The organism is Polaribacter gochangensis (assembly GCF_046224025.1).
Taxonomy (GTDB): Bacteria; Bacteroidota; Bacteroidia; order Flavobacteriales; family Flavobacteriaceae; genus Polaribacter; species Polaribacter gochangensis.
Map to the genome: position 1 here is coordinate 895963 of NZ_JBJXRF010000001.1, position 21671 is coordinate 917633.

At 33.3% G+C, this 21671-nt stretch carries 18 protein-coding genes; 13 read left to right on the forward strand and 5 right to left on the reverse strand.

The window, feature by feature from the left end; all coding sequences use genetic code 11:
• Window positions 1-5: 5 nt before the first annotated feature.
• From ilvN to argH, 12 genes are all read left to right on the forward strand, one after another.
• The gene (gene ilvN / locus ACEWL1_RS04155; RefSeq protein ID WP_409232019.1) at window positions 6-527 is read left to right on the forward strand and encodes an acetolactate synthase small subunit; all 522 of its coding nucleotides are present in this window, start codon (window positions 6-8) and stop codon (window positions 525-527) included.
• A 106-nt stretch (window positions 528-633) separates the two neighbouring features.
• A complete protein-coding gene (ilvC, locus tag ACEWL1_RS04160; RefSeq protein ID WP_409232020.1) occupies window positions 634-2100 on the forward strand; it encodes a ketol-acid reductoisomerase in 1467 nt (488 codons plus the stop codon).
• A gap of 115 nt (window positions 2101-2215) precedes the next feature.
• Window positions 2216-3481, forward strand: coding sequence for a threonine ammonia-lyase IlvA (ilvA, locus tag ACEWL1_RS04165; RefSeq protein ID WP_409232021.1), 1266 nt, complete (start codon window positions 2216-2218; stop codon window positions 3479-3481).
• A 28-nt stretch (window positions 3482-3509) separates the two neighbouring features.
• Window positions 3510-5105: an NADP-dependent glyceraldehyde-3-phosphate dehydrogenase gene (locus ACEWL1_RS04170; RefSeq protein WP_409232022.1), complete on the forward strand. Its 1596-nt coding sequence runs from the start codon at window positions 3510-3512 to the stop codon at window positions 5103-5105.
• Window positions 5106-5453: 348 nt separating this feature from the next.
• Window positions 5454-6071 carry a GNAT family N-acetyltransferase gene (locus tag ACEWL1_RS04175; protein WP_409232023.1) on the forward strand — a complete coding sequence of 206 codons (618 nt, stop codon included), beginning with the start codon at window positions 5454-5456 and terminating at the stop codon, window positions 6069-6071.
• Complete coding sequence (locus ACEWL1_RS04180) at window positions 6068-7252, forward strand: argininosuccinate synthase (RefSeq protein WP_409232024.1); 1185 nt, start codon at window positions 6068-6070, stop codon at window positions 7250-7252. The genes ACEWL1_RS04175 and ACEWL1_RS04180 overlap by 4 nt, the downstream gene beginning before the upstream one ends.
• Window positions 7249-8220, forward strand: coding sequence for an N-acetyl-gamma-glutamyl-phosphate reductase (gene argC, locus ACEWL1_RS04185; RefSeq protein WP_409232025.1), 972 nt, complete (start codon window positions 7249-7251; stop codon window positions 8218-8220). The genes ACEWL1_RS04180 and argC overlap by 4 nt, the downstream gene beginning before the upstream one ends.
• A gap of 10 nt (window positions 8221-8230) precedes the next feature.
• Entirely contained in the window at window positions 8231-9355 is a 1125-nt protein-coding gene (locus tag ACEWL1_RS04190) for an aspartate aminotransferase family protein (protein ID WP_409232026.1), read from the forward strand.
• Entirely contained in the window at window positions 9355-10290 is a 936-nt protein-coding gene (locus ACEWL1_RS04195) for a Rossmann-fold NAD(P)-binding domain-containing protein (RefSeq protein ID WP_409232027.1), read from the forward strand. Before ACEWL1_RS04190 ends, ACEWL1_RS04195 begins: the two co-directional genes overlap by 1 nt.
• Window positions 10291-10292: 2 nt before the next feature.
• Window positions 10293-11069 carry an acetylglutamate kinase gene (gene argB, locus ACEWL1_RS04200; RefSeq protein ID WP_409232028.1) on the forward strand — a complete coding sequence of 259 codons (777 nt, stop codon included), beginning with the start codon at window positions 10293-10295 and terminating at the stop codon, window positions 11067-11069.
• Window positions 11066-12127 carry a M20 family metallo-hydrolase gene (locus ACEWL1_RS04205; protein WP_409232029.1) on the forward strand — a complete coding sequence of 354 codons (1062 nt, stop codon included), beginning with the start codon at window positions 11066-11068 and terminating at the stop codon, window positions 12125-12127. The genes argB and ACEWL1_RS04205 overlap by 4 nt, the downstream gene beginning before the upstream one ends.
• 1 nt (window position 12128) lies before the next feature.
• A complete protein-coding gene (gene argH, locus ACEWL1_RS04210; RefSeq protein WP_409232030.1) occupies window positions 12129-13403 on the forward strand; it encodes an argininosuccinate lyase in 1275 nt (424 codons plus the stop codon).
• Window positions 13404-13462: 59 nt separating this feature from the next.
• Here argH and leuB read toward each other — a convergent pair whose 3' ends face one another.
• The 4 genes from leuB to ACEWL1_RS04230 form a co-directional block, all read right to left on the reverse strand.
• On the reverse strand, window positions 13463-14584 hold the full coding sequence (leuB, locus tag ACEWL1_RS04215) for a 3-isopropylmalate dehydrogenase (RefSeq protein ID WP_409232031.1): 1122 nt from the start codon (window positions 14582-14584) through the stop codon (window positions 13463-13465).
• A 138-nt stretch (window positions 14585-14722) separates the two neighbouring features.
• The gene (leuD, locus tag ACEWL1_RS04220; protein WP_409232032.1) at window positions 14723-15304 is read right to left on the reverse strand and encodes a 3-isopropylmalate dehydratase small subunit; all 582 of its coding nucleotides are present in this window, start codon (window positions 15302-15304) and stop codon (window positions 14723-14725) included.
• 32 nt (window positions 15305-15336) lie between these two features.
• Window positions 15337-16728 carry a 3-isopropylmalate dehydratase large subunit gene (gene leuC, locus ACEWL1_RS04225; RefSeq protein ID WP_409232033.1) on the reverse strand — a complete coding sequence of 464 codons (1392 nt, stop codon included), beginning with the start codon at window positions 16726-16728 and terminating at the stop codon, window positions 15337-15339.
• Window positions 16728-17903, reverse strand: a complete 1176-nt coding sequence (locus ACEWL1_RS04230; RefSeq protein WP_409232034.1) for a 2-isopropylmalate synthase — start codon at window positions 17901-17903, stop codon at window positions 16728-16730. Before ACEWL1_RS04230 ends, leuC begins: the two co-directional genes overlap by 1 nt.
• A gap of 129 nt (window positions 17904-18032) precedes the next feature.
• Between ACEWL1_RS04230 and ACEWL1_RS04235 the strand changes: the two genes are divergently transcribed.
• Window positions 18033-19595 (forward strand): hypothetical protein, encoded by a 1563-nt coding sequence (locus ACEWL1_RS04235; protein WP_409232035.1) that lies wholly within the window; start codon window positions 18033-18035, stop codon window positions 19593-19595.
• On the opposite strand, the gene metG is transcribed toward ACEWL1_RS04235, so the two are convergent.
• Window positions 19592-21646: a methionine--tRNA ligase gene (gene metG / locus ACEWL1_RS04240; protein WP_409232036.1), complete on the reverse strand. Its 2055-nt coding sequence runs from the start codon at window positions 21644-21646 to the stop codon at window positions 19592-19594. The two genes, ACEWL1_RS04235 and metG, sit on opposite strands and share 4 nt — an antisense overlap.
• Window positions 21647-21671 lie beyond the last annotated feature (25 nt).

The following is a 21671-nucleotide window of genomic DNA, read 5'->3' on the forward strand; positions in this document are numbered from 1 at the left end:
TAATTATGGAAGATCAAAAATCATTTACCATATCGGTATATACAGAAAATAATATCGGTTTATTGAACAGAGTTTCATCAATATTTTCGAAAAGACATTTCAATATTGAAAGTTTAACAACGTCTCAATCAGAAATTGAAAATGTAAACAGATTTGTTATTGTATCAACAATGACAGCAGATCAAGCAGAAAAAATTGTAAAACAATTAGAGAAGCAAATAGAAGTTATAAAAGCCTTTGCACATACCGATGAAGAAACCATTTATCAAGAAACAGCACTGTATAAAGTGGCTTTAGATTCATTGTTAGAAACTTCTCAAATACAAAATATTATCAAAGAAAATCATGCAAATATTGTAACGGTTTCTAAAGATTTTTTTGTGATTGAAAAAACAGGAAGAAGACACGAAACAGAACAATTATATCAAGATTTAAAGCCTTATAAATTAATGCAATTTGTACGATCGGGAAGAATATCAGTAAGCAAAGAACCCATGAATATTTCAGAAATGCTAGCCGCATTTTAATTGCAGAACAATAGCTCGATTGGATGTGTTTTGCATCAAAACAAAAAAATTACCAATTTAATGTCCAATACTCTTAGGTCGAGGACATTTATTTAATAAAACAAAAATGACAAATTATTTTAACACGTTATCATTAAGAGATCAATTAACAGAATTAGGAAAATGTAGATTTATGGAATCTTCAGAATTTGAAGATGGCGTATCGGCATTAAAAGGAAAAAAAATTGTAATTATTGGTTGTGGAGCTCAAGGATTAAACCAAGGATTAAATATGAGAGATTCTGGGTTGGATATTTCTTATACCCTAAGACCACAAGCAATTGCAGAAAAAAGACCCTCTTTTTTAAACGCAACTGAAAACGGATTTACAGTGGGAACTTACGAAGAGTTGGTGCCAAGAGCAGATTTGGTATTGAATTTAACGCCAGATAAACAGCATACAAATGTTGTAAATGCTGTAATGCCTTTGATGAAAAAAGGAGCAACCTTATCATATTCTCACGGATTCAATATTGTTGAAGAAGGCATGCAAATTCGAAAAGATTTAACCGTAATCATGGTCGCGCCAAAATGTCCAGGATCAGAAGTTAGAGAAGAATATAAAAGAGGATTTGGTGTACCAACATTGATTGCAGTGCATCCAGAAAATGATCCTGAAGGAAAAGGATTGGAACAGGCAAAAGCCTATGCTGTTGCAACTGGCGGACATAAAGCTGGAGTGTTACAATCGTCTTTTGTGGCAGAAGTAAAATCGGATTTAATGGGAGAACAAACCATTTTATGTGGTGTGTTACAGACCGGAGCAATTTTGTCTTTTGATAAAATGGTAGCAGAAGGAATTGAACCAAGTTATGCTGCAAAATTGATTCAGTATGGCTGGGAAACGATTACCGAAGCGTTGAAACATGGCGGAATTACCAACATGATGGATCGTTTATCGAATCCAGCAAAAATAAAAGCTTTTAAAATTTCTGAAGAATTAAAAGACATTATGCGTCCGTTATTCCATAAACACATGGATGATATTATGTCTGGTCATTTTTCTAAAACCATGATGGAAGATTGGGCAAATGATGATAAAAATTTATTAACCTGGAGAGCGGCAACTGGAGAAACGGCATTTGAAAAAACAACTGCTACAAAACAAGAAATCCCAGAGCAAGAATATTTTGATCATGGAACTTTATTAGTCGCTTTTGTAAGAGCTGGAGTTGAATTGGCTTTTGAAACGATGACCGAATCTGGAATTATAGCAGAATCTGCCTATTACGAATCGTTGCACGAAACTCCGTTAATCGCCAATACCATTGCTCGTAAAAAATTGTACGAAATGAATCGTGTAATTTCTGATACCGCAGAATATGGCTGTTATTTGTTTGATCACGCGTGTAAACCTTTGTTAACTGACTTTATGAAAACGGTAAAAACCGATGTGATTGGTAAAAAGTTTAGCTTAGGAAATGATGTAGATAATAAAGAATTAATTGCCATAAATAAAGCGATTAGAGAACACGAAGTAGAAAAAGTTGGAGCCGTTTTAAGAGCCTCAATGACAGCGATGATACAACTTTAAATCAGTTGTTAGTTCGACAGAACGAAGTATAAGCGACGAGAAATCTTATTAATTATTAACAGATTTCTCAATCGCCAAAAAGCCCATTTCGAAATAGCATATTGGAAAACAAAAAATGAACGTACAAACAATAACATATTACCCGAAATTAGAAGATATAAAGAGTGCTGTAACTACATTAAAAGAGGTAGTTACGGTAACTCCTTTGTCTCAAAACATTAATTATTCTAGAAAATTTGATGCAAATATTCTATTGAAAAGAGAAGATTTACAGCAAGTACGTTCGTATAAAATTCGTGGAGCATACAATAAAATTAGTTCCTTATCAATAAAAGAATTGGAAAACGGAATTGTATGTGCCAGCGCTGGTAACCACGCGCAAGGTGTTGCATTTGCGTGTCATAAGTTAAAAATTCATGGAACTATTTTTATGCCAACTCCAACGCCAAAACAAAAACTAGAACAAGTAGCCATGTTTGGAGGAAAATATGTAACTGTAAAATTAGTTGGAGATACTTTTGATGACGCTCAAAAAGAAGCAGCATTGGCATGTGAAATACAAGGGAAAACATTTGTACATCCGTTTAATGATCCAAAAATTATTGAAGGGCAAGCAACTGTTGGATTAGAAATTCTTGAACAGACAAATGCATCAATAGATTATGTTTTTGTTCCAATTGGTGGTGGAGGTTTAGCTGCTGGTCTGTCAACAGTTTTTAAAATGTTATCTCCGAAAACTAAAATTATAGGCGTTGAGCCTTTGGGTGCTCCGTCAATGAAAACAGCTTTTGAGAAAAACAAGAATGTGAGTCTAAAATCCATTGATAAATTTGTAGATGGTGCAGCAGTGCAGCAAGTTGGCGACTTGACTTTTGAAATTTGTAAAGAAAATTTAGAAGCAATGATTACAGTTGATGAAGGAAAAGTGTGTCAAACCATCTTAGATTTATACAATAAAGATGCGATTGTAGTTGAGCCTGCAGGCGCTTTAACAATTGCTGCGTTAGATGTTTTTGCTGATGAAATTAAAGGCAAAAATGTAGTTTGTGTGATAAGTGGATCTAATAACGACATCACTAGAACGGCAGAAATTAAAGAAAGAGCTTTGTTGTATGAAGGATTAAAACATTATTTCATCATTCGTTTTCCGCAAAGAGCTGGAGCTTTAAAAGAATTTGTTGCAGATATTTTGGGCCCAGAAGATGATATTACTCATTTTGAATATTCTAAAAAGCACAATCGGGAGAATGGACCTGCAATTGTAGGAATAGAAATTAAAGACAAAAACGACCTAAGTCCCTTAATCCAAAGAATGAAAAACAAGAATTTCTATGGAGATTATTTAAACGATAAACCCGATTTATTTCAATATTTGATATAACTTGCATAAAATTTAAGCAATTATTTCATTGAAAAACATATTTACAAATAGTACCATTCCAAAGAAACACAGCATTCAAGAGCCATACAATCAAAACACCTATTTGGTAAATGGCGAATTAAAAGAATGGAAAGGAGCAACAACATCGGTTTTTTCCCCAATTTATCAAGAAAATAAAGATGGAAAATTACAACCAACTTTATTAGGAACAATTCCAAATCTTCAAGAAAAAGAAGCATTAGAGTCTTTAGAATCTGCTTGTGATGCGTATGATAAAGGAAGAGGAGAATGGCCAACAATGAAAGTTGAAGAGCGCATTTCTTGTGTTGAAAATTTCACCAAAATGATGCTAGAAACCAGAGATGAAGTTGTGAATTGGTTAATGTGGGAAATTGGAAAACCGTATGACGAATCGTGTAACGAATTTGATAGAACCGTAGAATATATTGAAGATACCATTACTACTTTAAGAGAAATGGATCAAAAACATTCGGAGATTAAAAATCATAGTGGAATTTTAGCGCAAGTTCGTCGTGCTCCACTTGGCGTTGTATTGTGTTTAAGTCCGTATAATTATCCGTTAAACGAAACTTTTTGTTTGTTGATTCCGGCGTTGATTATGGGAAATACCACCATTTATAAACCGGCAAAACACGGAATTTTATTATTATCTCCATTATTAAAAGCGTTTCAAACTTGTTTCCCAAAAGGGGTTGTAAACATCATTTACGGAAGCGGAAGAACCTTGGCAACTCCGATTTTAAAATCAGGAAAAATAGATGTTTTGGCCTTGATAGGAAATAGTAAATCGGCAAATATTTTACAAGAATACCATCCAAAGAAAAACAGATTGCGTTTGGTGTTGGGATTAGAAGCTAAAAACCCTGGAATTATTTTACCAGATTGCGATTTAGATTTGGCTGTAAAAGAATGTGTTTTAGGTTCGTTGGCTTTTAATGGACAACGTTGTACGGCTTTAAAAATATTGTTTGTACACGAAGATATTGTGGCAGCATTCAATCAGAAGTTTGTAGAAGAAGTACAAAAATTAACTTGTGGTTTGCCTTGGGAAGAAAAGGTAAATATTACGCCTTTACCTGAGCCAAATAAACCAGCATACATTCAAGAACTAATTAAAGACGCACAATCAAAAGGCGCAAAAATTCTGAATAAAAATGGTGGAGAAACCACCTTAAGTTTTGTGAATCCAGCAATTTTATATCCAGTAGATGAAACAATGAATGTGTATCATGAAGAACAGTTTGGACCGGTGGTTCCGATTTTATCTTTTAAAAACATTCAAGAACCTTTAGACTATGTTTCAAACTCTAATTACGGGCAACAAGTAAGTTTGTTTAGCAACAATCCTAATTCTTTAGCACCTTTAATAGATTCGTTGGTCAACCAAGTTTGTAGAGTAAATATCAATACTAAATGTCAACGCGGGCCAGATGTGTTGCCTTTTGTAGGGCGAAAAGATTCTGCCGTAAGTACTTTAAGTGTCTATGATGCATTGCGAACTTTTTCAATTAGAACTTTGGTTGCTTTTAGAGATACTGAAGCAAATGACACAATTTTGTCTGATTTACTAAAGAGTAAAAAATCTAATTTTATTAGTCATTAATATTTTTTTGTTTTTTAATAAATAATTTATTGTAGTTTTGCAGCATGATTTCAATTAAAAATAAAATACGTTTTACTGCTTTTAGTAGTTTTATCCGCTTACAGCGCCGCTGTTAAGTAACATAGAACTAAGCAATCTCTTTTATTCGTATATTTTATTTTTTTTCATTGTACACATTTATTTTCATATTAATTCTTTCTTTAGTTATTGTTTCCAATAACAGGAATTTTACGCGTATTACTTTTCTACGTCGCCCTTTGGGCGCATAATTTTTAGAACTTAGGTGTGTCCAGTTCTCTTCTCACAACATCATTTTAAACTAGAGTATCAATTTTAAAATCAATTTCAATGAAAGTTGTTATTGCCAATCAATTGCATATTAAATATGCAGAAATTATTTGTCAAACTATTGACGAAGCAGCACAGGTTCGAGGTACTGGAATAGCAAAACGAAAACCAGCATATATTACAACCAAAATAGAAAATGGCAATGCTGTAATAGCACTAGACGGTGAGGTGTTTGCGGGTTTTTGCTATATCGAAGCGTGGAGTCATGGAAAATTTGTTGCTAACTCAGGATTAATTGTACATCCAGATTACAGAGGAATTGGTCTTGCAAAAAAAATTAAAGCAACAATTTTTGAACACTCAAGAGCAAAGTTTCCGAATGCAAAAGTATTTTCAATTACTACAGGTTTGGCAGTGATGAAACTGAACAGCGAGTTAGGATATAAGCCTGTAACATTTTCAGAACTCACAGAAGATCAATCTTTTTGGAACGGTTGTCAAACGTGTAAGAATTATGATGTTTTACAACGCACAGAGCAAAAAATGTGTTTGTGTACAGGTATGCTATACGATCCAATATCAAATGATAAAAAAAATAAAACCAAGGTAAAAGAAAAAGTTTTCCAAAGATTAAAAAGAATCAAAGAAAATATGTTTCTAAAAAAAGACAAAAAATGAAAAAATTAGTAATCGCTTATAGTGGAGGATTAGACACCTCTTATTGCGCAGTAAGTTTATCAAAAGCAGGATTTGAAGTTCATGCAGTAAGTGTGAATACGGGTGGGTTTTCTACAAAAGAAATTCAGATTATAGAAAGCAATGCATATAAAATGGGTGTTGCAACCTATAAAAATATTGAGGCAAAAAGCACATTCTATCAAAAAGTAGTAAAATATTTAATTTTTGGTAATGTGTTAAAAAACAATACGTATCCTTTATCTGTTAGTGCAGAAAGAATCATTCAAGCAATAGAAATTGCAAATTATGCTAAAAGTATCGATGCAAAATATATTGCTCATGGAAGTACAGGAGCTGGAAATGATCAAGTTCGTTTTGATATGATTTTTCAAACAATAGTACCAGAAATCGAAATTATTACACCCATTAGAGATCAGCAATTATCAAGACAGGATGAAATCGAATACTTGAAAGAAAACGGTATTGACATGTCTTGGGAAAAGGCAAAATACTCTGTAAATAAAGGATTGTGGGGAACAAGTGTTGGAGGTGAAGAAACCTTAACTTCAGAAAAATCATTGCCAGAAAATGCCTATCCATCACAAGTAGAAGAAACAGGAGAAGAAAAAGTGAAACTCACATTTGTAACAGGAGAATTACTTGCTATAAATGATGAAAAAACAAATCAAGTTGAAGCCATTGAAACTTTAAATAGAAGGGCTTCTGCATTCGGAATTGGTAGAGATATTCACGTTGGCGATACCATTGTTGGAATCAAAGGAAGAGTTGGTTTTGAAGCAGCAGCGGCATTAATAACTATTAAAGCCCACCATTTATTAGAGAAGCACACATTAACAAAATGGCAATTGCAGCACAAAGAATATTTGTCAAGTTTTTACGGAATGCATTTGCATGAAGGTCAGTATCTAGATCCTGTAATGAGAAATATTGAAGCCTTTTTAGAAAGTAGTCAAGAAAACGTTTCAGGAGATGTTTTTGTAACATTAAAACCGTATCACTTTATGTTAGATGGAATTTCTTCAAAGCATGATTTAATGAATGCAAAATTTGGTACTTATGGAGAAGAGAATAAAGGTTGGACGGCCGATGAGGCAAAAGGGTTTATAAAAATTGTAGCCAATCAAAACAAAATTTATCAACAGGTAAATAACGAATTATGAAAAAAGTAGGAATTATTGGGGGTGCAGGATATACGGCTGGAGAATTGATAAGAATTATACTACAGCATCCAAAAGTAGCTTTAGATTTTGTATATAGTACATCAAATGCAGGCAATAAAATTAGTAGCATTCATCAAGACTTGGTTGGCGACACAGACATGTGTTTTTCCAACACAATTAATCCGTTTATTGACGTGTTATTTTTATGTTTAGGTCATGGAAACTCTAAAGTTTTTCTAGAAGAAAATAACTTTTCTGAACAGACTAGAATTATAGATTTAAGCAATGATTTTAGAATGTCACAAGAGGCAGTTTTTAAGAACATACCTTTTGTATACGGATTGCCAGAAATGCAAAAAGAAGCCATTAAGAAAGCAAAGTATATCGCAAATCCTGGGTGTTTTGCAACAGCAATTCAATTAGCATTATTGCCATTAGCGTTAAAAAAGTTACTGCAAAATGAAGTGCATATAAATGCTGTTACTGGTGCAACAGGGGCAGGAACTTCATTGTCTGAAACCACACATTTTACTTGGCGAGACAATAATTTTTCACACTACAAGGCATTTACACATCAACATTTGGGAGAAATAAATCAAACACTTCATCAACTTGAAAATAACGCATCGGTTTATTTTATTTCGAATAGAGGGAATTTTTCAAGAGGAATTTTTGCAACCATGTATACCCAGTTTGAAGGAAGTTTAGAAGAAGCAAAAACGCTCTATAAAAAGTATTTTGAAACCGCCAAATTTACCGTTGTTTCTGATGATGAAATTCATTTAAAACAAGTTGTAAATACAAATAAATGTCTGTTACATCTACATAAACATAACAACCAATTATTGATTACAAGTTGTATTGATAATTTACTAAAAGGTGCATCTGGACAAGCAGTTCAGAATATGAACTTGATGTTTGGATTTGAAGAAACGGATGGATTGAACTTAAAAGCTAACTTTTTTTAACTGTACAATTATGAATTTATTTAATGTTTATCCATTATTTGATATCACTCCAGTATGTGCCAAAGACGTTTTTGTATATGATGAAAACGAAACTGAATATTTAGATTTATATGGCGGACATGCTGTGATTTCTATCGGACATTCGCATCCAAAATATGTAAAAAACATTAGCGAGCAAGTAAGCAAGTTAGGGTTTTATAGCAATTCGATTCAAAATCCGCTACAAACCGAATTGGCTGAGAAATTAGGTGAAATTTCTAGTTGTGAAATGTATGAATTGTTTTTGTGCAATTCGGGAGCAGAAGCCAATGAAAATGCCTTAAAGCTAGCTTCATTTCATACCAATAAAAAGAAGGTTGTTGCTTTTCAAAATTCTTTTCATGGTAGAACCTCAGCAGCAGTTGCAGTAACTGACAATGCAAAAATTGTTGCACCAATAAATGCCCAACATGACATTGAATTTTTTGAGTTAGGCGATTTGCTTTTGGTTGAAAAAGCCTTAAAAAAAGGAGATGTTTGTGCTGTGATTATTGAGTGTATTCAAGGAGTTGGCGGACTAGATGAAAGTACTACCGAATTTTATAAAGGACTGGAAATACTATGTAAAAAACACAATGCATTATTTATTGTAGATGAAGTGCAATCTGGTTTTGGAAGAACAGGCGATTTTTTTGCTTTTCAAAAACATGGTATTACTCCAGATATTATTTCTATGGCAAAAGGAATGGGAAATGGGTTTCCGGTTGGCGGAATTTTAATTCACCCATCAATTAAGGCTTCTTACGGTTTGTTAGGAACAACCTTTGGCGGAAATCATTTGGCTTGTATAGCTTCATTATCCGTTATAGAAGCAATTAAAAAGGAGAATTTACTACAGAATGTAACAGAAATTTCTGATTATTTTATAGAGAAATCAACATCAATTTCGCAGATAAAAAAAGTAAAAGGTAGAGGTTTAATGTTAGGATTGGAGTTTGATTTTTCTATAGCAGAATTGAGAAACAACTTAATTTTTACTCACCATATTTTTACAGGAAGTTCCAACAATCCAAATTTATTAAGAATTCTTCCTCCATTAACAATTAAAAAAAAGCATATCGATGTGTTTTTTGATGCTTTAAAAACTGAATTATAATGAAAAAATATATAGACATAAACGACCTTAAAAATATTCCTGAAACGATCAAAGAAGCAATTCTTATGAAACAGAATCCGTTTCAATTTAAGAAATTAGGCAAACATAAAACCTTAGTGACGCTCTTTTTTAATTCGAGTTTAAGAACCCGATTAAGTACAGAAAAAGCAGCTAAAAACTTAGGAATGCAAGTCATGATTTTAAATGTAAACGATGCATGGAACTTAGAATTTCAAGATGGAGCCATTATGAATATGAATTCTTCTGAACATGTAAAAGAGGCAGCACAAGTGGTTTCTCAATATGCAGATATAATTGCAGTAAGAGCATTTCCAACATTGACTGACAAACAAAAAGATGCATCAGAATTTGTGCTGAATAGCTTTGTAAAATACGCTACAGTTCCTGTGATAAATATGGAAAGTGCTACCGCACATCCATTACAAGCGTTAACCGATGCTATTACTATTGAAGAATTAAAAACAAAAAAGAAACCCAAAGTGGTATTGTCTTGGGCACCGCATCCAAAAGCATTGCCACATGCAGTTGCCAACTCATTTGTAAAAATGATGCAAGAAATCGATGTGGATTTTTTGATAACCCATCCCAAAGGATACGAGTTAGATCCAGAAATCACAAAACATATTCCAATAAATCACAACCAAGAAGAGGCTTTGAAAAATGCTGATTTTGTGTATGTAAAAAACTGGAGTAATTATTCTGACTATGGGAAAATTAGCTCTCAAGATCCAAGTTGGATGATGACTAAAGAAAAGTTAGGAGCTGCAAAATTTATGCATTGTTTACCGGTAAGAAGAAATGTTGTGGTAGAAGATGAGGTTTTAGACAGCGAACAATCTGTGGTTACTCATCAAGCAAATAACAGAACGTACGCAGCACAAATTGTCCTGAAAAACATCTTAGAAAATTTATAGTTATGGAAACGTTAAAAGTGATAAAAATTGGTGGAAATAGTATTGATGATACAGTTGCATTACAAGAATTTTTAATGAATTTCTCTACAATAAAAGGACCAAAAATTTTGGTGCATGGTGGCGGAAAATTAGCAACTGAAATCGCTAAAAGAATGAATGTGAAGGTTGAAATGATCGATGGAAGAAGAAAAACGAATGCTGAAACTTTAGACATTATTACGATGGTATATGCAGGAAAAATTAATAAAAATATGGTAGCCGAATTACAAAAAAATAAGTGCAATGCTATAGGGTTTACTGGAGCAGACGGCAATACAATTATTTCTGTAAAAAGATCCGTTAATGCAATAGATTACGGTTATGTAGGCGACGTAACACATGTAAATGTTGATGTTTTAGAAATACTGCTAGAAAACAACATTACTCCAGTTTTTTGTGCTATTACGCATGATAAAAATGGACAGTTGCTTAACACCAACGCAGACACTATTGCATCAGAATTAGCCATTGCTTTTGCAAAGTCCTATCAAACAGAATTGTATTACTGTTTTGAAAAAAAGGGTGTTTTATTAAATGTAAATGATGATGATTCGGTTGTAGAAAATATCAATTCCAACACCTATAAAGAGCTGTTAGATGCTCAATTAATTTTTGACGGAATGTTACCAAAATTAAACAACTGTTTTCATGCCTTACACAATCAAGTACACAAGGTTTGTATTGGTAAACCCGAGATGCTTTTTCATAAAAAAACAAAATATACAACCATACAAAGATGATAGAAAAATTAACATTCGAAGCAATTGAGCTGTTAAAGAAACTGATTGAAACTCCATCTTTTTCATCCGAAGAAGATAAAACAGCAGTGCTTCTAGAAAATTGGTTTATCTACAATAAGATTCCTTTTAAAAGAACTGAAAATAATGTTTGGGCTATCAATAAATATTTTGATAAAAACAAACCAACTTTGTTGTTAAACTCACATCACGACACCGTAAAACCCAATAATGGTTATACCAAAAACCCGTTTAAAGCAATTGTTGAAGATGGAAAATTATACGGTTTGGGAAGTAATGATGCCGGTGGATGTTTGGTTTCATTATTGGCAGCATTTACTCATTTTTATCAGCAAAAAACCTTGAAATACAATTTGATATTGGTTGCATCGGCAGAAGAAGAAACAAGTGGAGAAAATGGGTTAAATAGTATGTTGTCTATCATTCCTAAAATTGATGTAGCCATTGTAGGCGAACCCACATTAATGAGTTTAGCAATTGCAGAAAAAGGGTTGGTTGTTTTTGATGCTGTGGTAAAAGGAACTCCGAGTCATGCTGCGCATCCAAATGCAAATAATGCTATTTATAACAGTATTGATGTGTTAAAATGGTTTCAAGAATACCAGTTTAAAAAAACTTCAGAAACGTTGGGAGCTGTAAAAATGACTGTGACACAAATCAACGCAGGGAAACAACACAATGCCGTTCCCTCTGAAGTAAAGTTGGTGGTTGATGTTCGTGTAAATGATAAATATTCTAATCAAGAAATTGTAACTATTTTACAAAATGAGTCGCCTTGCAATAGTATTATTCCAAGAGGAACCAAATTAAACTCATCATCCATTCCTTTAGAGCACGAATTGGTACAAGCGGGAATTTTTTTAGGAAGAGCCACTTATGGTTCTCCAACTTTATCAGATCAATCAGTGTTAAGTTGCCCTTCTTTAAAATTAGGGCCAGGAGATAGTACGAGATCACATTCTGCAGATGAATTTGTTTTCATCAAAGAAATTGAAGAGGGCATTAAAATTTATATTCAACTTTTAGAAAAAATAGTATAATATGAAACTTTGGGACAAAGGAATTACAATCGACAAAAAAATAGAACAATTTACAGTTGGAAACGATAGAGAAATAGACATACATATTGCAAAATACGATGTACTAGCTTCTTTAGCGCATGCTAAAATGTTGCACAACATTGAAATTATCAATGCTATGGAATTACAACAATTAGAAGAAGGCTTGGAAGAATTGCTACGACAAATTGAAAATAACACATTTGTTATTGAAGAAAACTTTGAAGATGTGCATTCTAAAATCGAATTTGAATTGACGAAACAATATGGAGATGTTGGGAAGAAAATTCACACAGCACGATCTAGAAACGATCAAGTTTTGGTAGCGTTGCATTTGTATTATAAGCAGAATATTTCTGACGTAATTCAGCAAACAAATATTCTGTTTGATACTTTATTAAACTTGTCAGAAACGTATAAAGGAAATTTATTACCAGGTTATACACACTTGCAAGTTGCTATGCCGTCTTCATTTGGGTTATGGTTTTCTGCTTATGCAGAAGTATTGATAGATGATGTGTATTTACTTGAAGCAGCTTATAAAGTTGTAGATCAAAATCCGTTAGGTTCTGCAGCTGGTTACGGAAGTTCTTTTCCGATTGATAGAGAATTTACAACTAAAGAATTGAGCTTCTCAACATTAAAGTACAATGTAGTTGCAGCCCAGATGAGTAGGGGTAAAAGCGAAAGAACTATTGCTGCAGCTTTGGGCGGATTGTGCAATACGTTGGCACGTTTTTCTATGGATATTTGTTTGTATATGAGTCAGAATTTTAATTTTATTTCTTTTCCGGATGAGTTAACCACAGGGAGCAGCATTATGCCCCACAAGAAAAATCCAGATGTATTTGAATTGATCAGAGGAAAATGCAATAAGATTCAGGCTTTGCAATCAGAAATGATTCTAATTACCAATAACTTACCGAGTGGTTATCATAGGGATTTTCAACTGTTAAAAGAAAATATGATTGCTGCTTTTGAAGAAGTAAAAAGCATTTTAGAGATTTTCGATTTTGCAATCAAACAAATTATTGTGAAAGAAGTGAAACCGAATGATGAAAAATACAAGTTCTTATTTACGGTTGATAACATGAATACATTGGTAGAAAACGGAATGACATATAGAGATGCATATAAAGAAATTGGTGCAAAAGTAGAAAATGGAACGTATGAGCCAGATACATCAAAAAAGCATACACACCTTGGAAGTATCCATCATTTATGTTTGGATAAAATTAAAGCTAAGTTTCCCAAATAAAAAAAGAGCATTTCCTTTAAAATGGAAATGCTCTTTTAGATTTAAAAAAAACTGTAAAATTAAATTATAGTACTTTGTCCCATGTGAATATTTGAAAAATTAAGGTTGTTATCATTTTGATTTTCAATATAATCTGCAATAAAATCTCCTACTTTAGATGTTGATGCAGAAAAAGAATTTTTTCCTTTGATATCTTCTGTTGTAATTCCTAAAACCAACGATTTTTCTACAGCTCGTTCTATGGCTTTTGCTTCTTTAAACAAACCTAAATGTTTTAACAACATCGCAGCAGATAAAATAGAGGCTAACGGATTTGCAATGTCTTTTCCGGCTGCTTGCGGAAACGAACCGTGAATGGGTTCAAACAACGCATTCTTTTTTCCTACGGATGCAGAAGCTAACAATCCGATAGAGCCTCCAATAACACTAGCTTCATCAGAAAGTATATCGCCAAATAAATTTTCGGTTAAAATCACATCAAATTGTTTCGGATTTAAAATGAGTTGCATGGCAGCATTGTCAACAAATAAGAAATCTAACGCTACATCTGGATATTGATTCGCCATTGCTGTAACCGTTTTTCTCCATAATCTTGAAGTTTCTAAGACATTTGCTTTATCAACCAAGGTTAGTTTTTTGCGTCTGTTTTGCGCTTCTTTAAAGGCCAAATGTGCAATGCGTTCTATTTCTTCAACTGAATACGAACAGCCGTCAAAAGCTACTTGCCCATCATCACTTATTTCTTTAATTCCGAAATAAATTCCGCCTGTCAATTCTCTATAAATAGAAATATCTGTACCGCTAATAATTTCTTTTTTTAAAGGCGAATTTGCAATTAATTGCTTGTACGCTTTCACAGGCCTAACATTACAAAACAAACCCAATTCTTTGCGTAATTTTAACAATCCTTGTTCTGGCCTTATGGTTGCAGACGGGTCATTATCATACTTCGGATGACCAATGGCGCCAAATAAAATGGCATCAGACTTTTTACAAATTGTAAGTGTTTTATCTGGCAACGGATTTCCAGTTGCGTCAATGGCACAGGCTCCCATTTGTGCTTCTTTGTAAAGAAAAGTGTGATTGTAAACATCGGCAATAGCATTCAATGCTTTTTTTGCTTGCGCGGTTACTTCTGGTCCAATTCCGTCTCCAGGAATTACTGCAATTGTATATTTCATTGTTTCTTATATTTTGGGCGTTCCCACAAGGGTCGCGCTTTTCGTTCTATCTTTTAATTTGTTCTCGATACTCGCTTTGCGAACTCGAACTGACATTAAAAGGATGCCACTTCAATCGCTAACGCAATCGGAACTGCTTTATAACATTTGATTTTCAAATGCAGTTATTTTATCTTTTTTGCTGATTAAATAATCAATATCATCATATCCATGAATCATGCAGGTTTTTTTATAAGCATCAATTTCAAAAGTAGCAGTTCCTATCTCTGATTCTAAAAATTGCTTTTCTAAATGAACGGTTACTTCTGATGTCGCATTTTCTTGTAAATGAACGATTAGTTTCTTTAAAAAATCTTCCGAAACTTGTATAGGAAGCAGTCCGTTATTTAGTGCATTTCCTTTAAAAATATCAGCAAAAAAACTACTAACAATTACTTTAAATCCGTAGCCAACTAAAGCCCAAGCTGCGTGTTCTCTACTAGAGCCACATCCAAAGTTATTCCCTGCAACTAAAATGCTTCCACTGTATGTTGTGTCATTTAACGGAAACTCTTCATTGACACTTCCGTCTTTATGATAACGCCAATCTTTAAATAGATTATCGCCAAAACCTAACTTGTCGGTTGCTTTTAAAAAACGAGCAGGAATTATTTGATCGGTGTCAATATTTTCTGTGGCTAACGGAATTGCTCTTGATGTTAATTGTATAAATTTTTCCATTTTATGCTCGCGAAAGCGAGTATCTTTTTAATTTATAATATGTTTTCAAATTGTTTTGTTATGTCAATAATTTTTCCCTCAACAGCAGTTGCTGCAGCAACTAAGGGACTTGCCAAAATTGTTCTAGAACCTTGCCCTTGTCTACCTTCAAAATTTCTGTTGGATGTAGAAACACAATATTCTCCTTCCGGTATTTTATCATCATTCATTGCCAAACAAGCTGAACAACCTGGTTGTCTTAGGGAAAAACCAGCCTGTTCAAAAATTGTTTGTAAACCTTCTTCTGCAATTTGTTTTGCAACTCTTTGCGATCCTGGAACTAACCAAACATTCACATTTGCTGCTTTTTGTTTGCCTTTTACATAGTTTGCTGCAATTCTAAAATCTTCAATTCTAGAGTTTGTACAACTTCCAATAAAGACATAGTTTATTTTTTTATTGAGTAAAGATTCTCCTTTTTTAAAGTTCATATATTCTAATGATTTTTCAAATGAAGCATCATTAAAACTCGGAATATTTTCTGTGATTTTTATGCCCATTCCAGGGTTTGTTCCGTAGGTAATCATCGGCTCAATATCAGCAGCATCCAACCAATACTCTTGATCAAAAACAGCAGTTTCATCGGTTGGCAATGTTTTCCAATAGGCTACTTTTTTATCAAATTCATCTCCTTTCGGAGCAAATTCTTTTCCTTTTACATATTCAAAAGTAGTTTTATCAGGAGCAATCATTCCGCCTCTTGCTCCCATTTCTATGCTCATATTACAAACCGTCATCCGTCCTTCCATCGTCATTTCTTCAAAGACATTTCCTGCATATTCACAGAAATATCCTGTTCCAGAATTCGTTCCGAGTTTTGCAATGATGTAAAGAATCACATCTTTTGGTAAAACACCCTTTTTTAGTTTTCCGTTTACGTTTACTCGCAAACTTTTTGGCTTTTCTAATAACAAACACTGACTCGCAAAAACTTGTGCAACTTGACTGGTTCCAATTCCGAATGCAATGGTTCCAAAAGCGCCATGAGTTGAAGTGTGAGAATCACCACAAACCATTGTCATTCCTGGTTGCGTAATTCCTAATTCGGGAGCAATAACATGTACAATCCCGTTGTTTTTATGACCTAAATCATACAACGGAATATTATTCTTTTTACAATTTTCAGACAATTGCTCTAGTTGTTTTCTTGAAAGAGCATCTTTAATTGGCAAATGTTGATTTTCGGTAGGTGTATTATGATCTGCCGTCGCCACAATTTTATCGGGTCTTGCAATTGGAATTCCGCGTTGTTCTAATTCGTTAAAAGCTTGCGGACTCGTAACTTCATGAATTAAGTGTTTGTCGATGTATAAAATTTGTGGACCATTTTCAATGGTATCTATAACGTGTGCATCCCAAACTTTGTCAAATAATGTTTTTCCCATTAGGCAATTGCGATTTTAGAAAATGTATCCACATTTTTCATGATTAAATGGATGTCGTTATCATGAATTTCTTTCTGTCTGTCTGCAACTTGTAAAAAGAAATTGTAGGCTTTATCCAATTGAATTTTAGTCAATTCATACCCTACTTTTTTGGCTCTGTAAGCCAATGCAGCTCTTCCGCTTCTTGCAGTTAAAACAATGGCACTTTCGGTTACTCCAACATCTTCAGGATTCATAATTTCGTAGGTTTCTCTATTTTTGATAACGCCGTCTTGATGAATTCCAGAGCTATGCGCAAATGCATTTGCACCAACAATTGCTTTGTTTGGTTGTACAGGCATTCCCATACTTTCTCGAACTAGTAAACTTGTGTCGTATAATAATTTGGTGTTGATATCGGTTTCTAAATTTAGATATGGATGTTGTTTCAATACCATTACAACTTCTTCTAAAGCAGTATTTCCTGCGCGTTCTCCAATTCCGTTTATGGTACATTCTATTTGACGAGCGCCATTAATTACGCCAGCAATTGAGTTTGCGGTTGCCATTCCTAAATCGTTATGACAATGACACGAAAGAATTACATTTTCGATTCCTTTTACATGTTCGCGTAAATATTTCATTTTTGCTCCGTATTCTTCAGGCAAACAATAACCAGTTGTATCAGGAATATTTAAAACTGTTGCACCAGCTTTAATTGCTTCTTCACAAACTTTCGCTAAAAAAACATTGTCAGTTCTTCCAGCATCTTCTGCGTAAAACTCTACATCATTTACAAAAGACTTTGCATAAGAAACAGCATCAATTGCTCGCTCAATTACTTTTTCTCTAGTAGCATTAAATTTGAACTTAATATGAGAATCACTTGTTCCAATCCCTGTGTGAATTCGTGGAAACTTAGCGTGTTTTAAAGCCTCAGCAGCAACTTTAATATCATTTTTTACAGCTCTTGTTAGTCCGCAAACTGTTGCATTTTTTACAATTTTAGCAATTTCTGAAACAGATGTAAAATCACCCGGGCTAGAAACTGGAAAACCGGCTTCGATAACATTTACGCCTAACACATCCAAACGTTCGGCAATTACCAATTTTTGATTTGTATCTAATTTACAACCCGGAACCTGTTCGCCATCTCGAAGCGTAGTATCAAAAATTTGGACTTTATGATCTTGCATGATTACTAATAGTTTTTTTATCTAATTCAAATTTATATATTGGGTTTTCTAAGTAAGGAGATTCTTATTCTTTCTTTACGATGTTTAAATGTATTATTTAATTAATAAAATTCTGACAAACAGAATGTTATGGGTAAATCATCTACGTTGGTCAATAATCAGAACGATGCATTATTTGTATTGATTAAATCCTTGTCTAAATCAGAAAAAAGACAATTCAATTTATATGTAGGTCGATTAGGCGGAAATACTGATGCTAAATTTTTCTCATTATTCAAGTTTTTTGAAAAATTAAAAAACTACGATGAGCAGCAAATTTTAGAAAGCGGAATTGTAACCAAGCAGCAATTATCAAATTTAAAAGCACATTTGTATCGTCAAATCTTAATTAGTTTACGCTTAAATCCTTCGCATCAAAATATCAGAATTCAGATAAGAGAGCAATTAGATTTTGCTACTGTTTTATATCAAAAAGGTTTGTACAAACAGAGTTTAAAATTGTTGGAAAAAGCCAAATCAATGGCGATTGAAAACGAGGAAAAAAACAGTGCTTATGAAATTGTTGAACTCGAAAAAGTTATTGAAACACAATACATTACAAGAAGTATAAGCACAAGAGCCGATGAACTTTCTGAACAAGCTAAAGAGTTGAGTAAGCAAAATGTAATTACAAGTAAATTGTCTAATTTGTCTTTGCAATTATATAGTATTTTATTAAAATCAGGACCAGCAAGAAACGACGAAGAGATTGAAAAAGTGATTTCGTATTTTAATGCTCGTGTGCCAGAATTTGATATGAATACACTCGGGTTTAGAGAAAAATTGTGGTTGTATAAAGCCTATGTTTGGAAAAGTTTTTTGCTGCAAGATTTTTTAATGTGCTATAAATATGCACATAAATGGATGCAATTATTTAAAGAAAATACAAAAACAATTTCTCAACATCCAGTGTTTTATTTAAAAGGGAAAAACTACTTATTAGAATCGCTTTTTTTTCTAAAACACTATTCGAAATTTAAAGAAGAACTCAATTATTTTAAAGAAGAAATTAAGCAAGAGCAAATACCGATAAATAGCAATACAGAACTGTTAATTTTTCAATATTTTACAGCCAATCAATTGCATTTACATTTCTTAGAAGGCACTTTTAGCGAAGGAGAATATTTGGTCAAAGAAATTGAGCAAAAGATTAAAAAATACGCAACCAGATTAGACGATCATCATATTGTGATTTTATATTATAAAATTGCTTGTTTGTATTTTGGAATGGGAGAAAACAGAAAAAGCATCACTTATTTAACAAAGATTATAGATTCTAAAAACCTACAAGCAGCAGAAGATTTACAGTGTTTTGCAAGAGTGTTGAATTTGATTGCTCATTACGAGTGTGGCATGGATTATCATTTAGAAAGACAGTTTAAAGACACGTACAAGTTCTTGTTGAAAATGCAAAACCTACAAGCAGTTCAAAAAGAATTTATTGTTTCGATAAAAGCTTTAAGTGATGTATATCCGCATCAAATTAAAAAGGAATTTAAGAAAATTTATGCGCGTTTACAGAAGTTTGAAAACCATCCTTACGAAAAAAGAGCTTTCTTGTATTTAGATATTCTCTCTTGGTTAGAAAGTAAAATTAAAAATAAAACAATCGGAGAAATTATACGAGAAAAAGCTACAACTTTAAGCCGTTAACTTACTTGTCCACCATTTTTAATTTTCTCAGCTGGTTCTACAAAAGCCAATTTTCCGTCTGGTGTATCCGTCATTAAAATCATTCCTTGACTTTCAACTCCACGCAATGTTCTTGGTGCTAAATTGCACAAAACAGTAACTTGTTGTCCAATAATATCTTCTGGATTAAAACTTTCTGCAATTCCAGAAACGATGGTTCTTACATCGATGCCAACATCTACTTTTAGTTGCAATAATTTTTTTGTTTTCGGGACTTTTGTTGCTTCTAAGATGGTTCCAACACGAATATCTAATTTGGTAAAATCATCAAATTCGATGATTTCCTTTTGAGGTTCTACTGTTTTTTTAGCGTTTTCGTTTGCTGTTTTTGTAGCTTGTAATTTGTTTAATTGTGCTGTAATTTCTTCGTCTTCAATTTTCGCAAATAACAGCTCTGCTTTATTGATTTGATGATTGGCGTTTAGCAATACATCGTTTTCTGAAACATTATTCCAAGTTAATGTTTCATCAATATTTAAAATTCCTTTTAATTTTGTTGAAGTAAATGGTAAAAAAGGTTCTGATAAAACGGCTAAACCGGCTGCAATTTGCAAGGCAACATTCATAATTGTTTTTACACGTTCTTCATCAACTTTGATTACTTTCCAAGGTTCTTCATCAGCCAAATATTTGTTTCCTAAACGTGCTAAATTCATCAATTCTTGTGATGCTTCTCTAAAACGATAACGTTCAATGGATCTAGAAATCACATTCGGAAATTCTTTTAAAGTAGCCAACGTTTCTTCATCAACTTCAGAAAATTCTCCTGCGGTTGGCACTTGTCCGTTGTAATATTTATTCGATAAAACAACTACACGATTGATGAAATTACCAAAAATGGCAACCAATTCGTTGTTGTTTCTTGCTTGAAAATCTTTCCAAGTAAAATCGTTGTCTTTCGTTTCTGGAGCAGTTGCAGTTAGTGCATACCGCAATACATCTTGTTTTTCTGGAAAGTCGATTAGATATTCGTGCAGCCAAACCGCCCAATTTTTAGAAGTCGATAATTTGTTTCCTTCTAAATTTAAAAACTCGTTTGCAGGAACATTTTCAGGTAAAATATAATCACCATGAGCTTTTAACATCGCAGGAAAAATAATACAGTGAAAAACGATGTTGTCTTTCCCGATAAAATGCACCAATTTAGTGTCCTCTTTTTTCCAATAATCTTCCCAATTTGCATTGTTTTTTTCTGCCCATTCTTTGGTTGCAGAAATGTAACCAATCGGAGCATCAAACCAAACATACAATACTTTTCCTTCTGCTCCTTCAATCGGAACAGGAATTCCCCAATCTAAATCTCTAGTTACTGCTCTTGGTCGTAAACCATCATCAATCCAAGATTTAACTTGTCCTAATACATTTGGTTTCCAATCTTTTTTATGCTCTACTAAAATCCATTCTTTTAAAAATGCTTCGTGTTTATCCAACGGTAAAAACCAGTGTTTAGTCTCTTTTAAAGATGGTACATTTCCTGTAATTGAAGATTTTGGATTGATTAAATCGGTAGCATTATGACTTGTTCCACAGCTTTCACATTGATCGCCATAACTTTCTTCATTGCCACATTTTGGACACGTTCCAACTACAAACCTGTCTGCTAAATATTGATTTGCTTCTGCATCGTACAATTGCTCTGTTACTTCTTCAATAAATTCTCCATCATTATACAATTTGGTGAAAAAACCTGAAGCCGTTTTATGATGAATCTCCGCCGAGGTTCTTGAGTAATTATCAAAAGAAATTCCGAAATCGGCAAAAGAAGTTTTTATAATTTCGTGGTATTTATCAACTACTTGTTGTGGAGTTATTCCTTCATTTTTTGCTTTGATAGTAATTGGTACTCCGTGTTCATCAGATCCACAAACAAAAACAACATCTTCGCCTTTTAAACGTAAATAACGTGCGTAAATATCTGCAGGAACATAAACACCAGCCAAATGACCAATATGTACAGGTCCGTTTGTGTAAGGTAAAGCAGCAGTAATTGTATATCTTTTTGGAGTATTCATTTCTATCTTATTGATTTTGTTTAAA

Bases quoted from the DNA above. Each gene is read 5' to 3' on its own strand.
- ilvN (WP_409232019.1), top strand. From the start codon at position 6: ATGGAAGATCAAAAATCATTTACCATATCGGTATATACAGAAAATAAT.
- ilvC (WP_409232020.1), top strand. From the start codon at position 634: ATGACAAATTATTTTAACACGTTATCATTAAGAGATCAATTAACAGAA.
- ilvA (WP_409232021.1), top strand. From the start codon at position 2,216: ATGAACGTACAAACAATAACATATTACCCGAAATTAGAAGATATAAAG.
- ACEWL1_RS04175 (WP_409232023.1), top strand. From the start codon at position 5,454: ATGAAAGTTGTTATTGCCAATCAATTGCATATTAAATATGCAGAAATT.
- ACEWL1_RS04180 (WP_409232024.1), top strand. From the start codon at position 6,068: ATGAAAAAATTAGTAATCGCTTATAGTGGAGGATTAGACACCTCTTAT.
- argC (WP_409232025.1), top strand. From the start codon at position 7,249: ATGAAAAAAGTAGGAATTATTGGGGGTGCAGGATATACGGCTGGAGAA.
- ACEWL1_RS04190 (WP_409232026.1), top strand. From the start codon at position 8,231: ATGAATTTATTTAATGTTTATCCATTATTTGATATCACTCCAGTATGT.
- ACEWL1_RS04195 (WP_409232027.1), top strand. From the start codon at position 9,355: ATGAAAAAATATATAGACATAAACGACCTTAAAAATATTCCTGAAACG.
- argB (WP_409232028.1), top strand. From the start codon at position 10,293: ATGGAAACGTTAAAAGTGATAAAAATTGGTGGAAATAGTATTGATGAT.
- ACEWL1_RS04205 (WP_409232029.1), top strand. From the start codon at position 11,066: ATGATAGAAAAATTAACATTCGAAGCAATTGAGCTGTTAAAGAAACTG.
- argH (WP_409232030.1), top strand. From the start codon at position 12,129: ATGAAACTTTGGGACAAAGGAATTACAATCGACAAAAAAATAGAACAA.
- leuB (WP_409232031.1), bottom strand. From the start codon at position 14,584: ATGAAATATACAATTGCAGTAATTCCTGGAGACGGAATTGGACCAGAA.
- leuD (WP_409232032.1), bottom strand. From the start codon at position 15,304: ATGGAAAAATTTATACAATTAACATCAAGAGCAATTCCGTTAGCCACA.
- leuC (WP_409232033.1), bottom strand. From the start codon at position 16,728: ATGGGAAAAACATTATTTGACAAAGTTTGGGATGCACACGTTATAGAT.
- ACEWL1_RS04230 (WP_409232034.1), bottom strand. From the start codon at position 17,903: ATGCAAGATCATAAAGTCCAAATTTTTGATACTACGCTTCGAGATGGC.
- ACEWL1_RS04235 (WP_409232035.1), top strand. From the start codon at position 18,033: ATGGGTAAATCATCTACGTTGGTCAATAATCAGAACGATGCATTATTT.
- metG (WP_409232036.1), bottom strand. From the start codon at position 21,646: ATGAATACTCCAAAAAGATATACAATTACTGCTGCTTTACCTTACACA.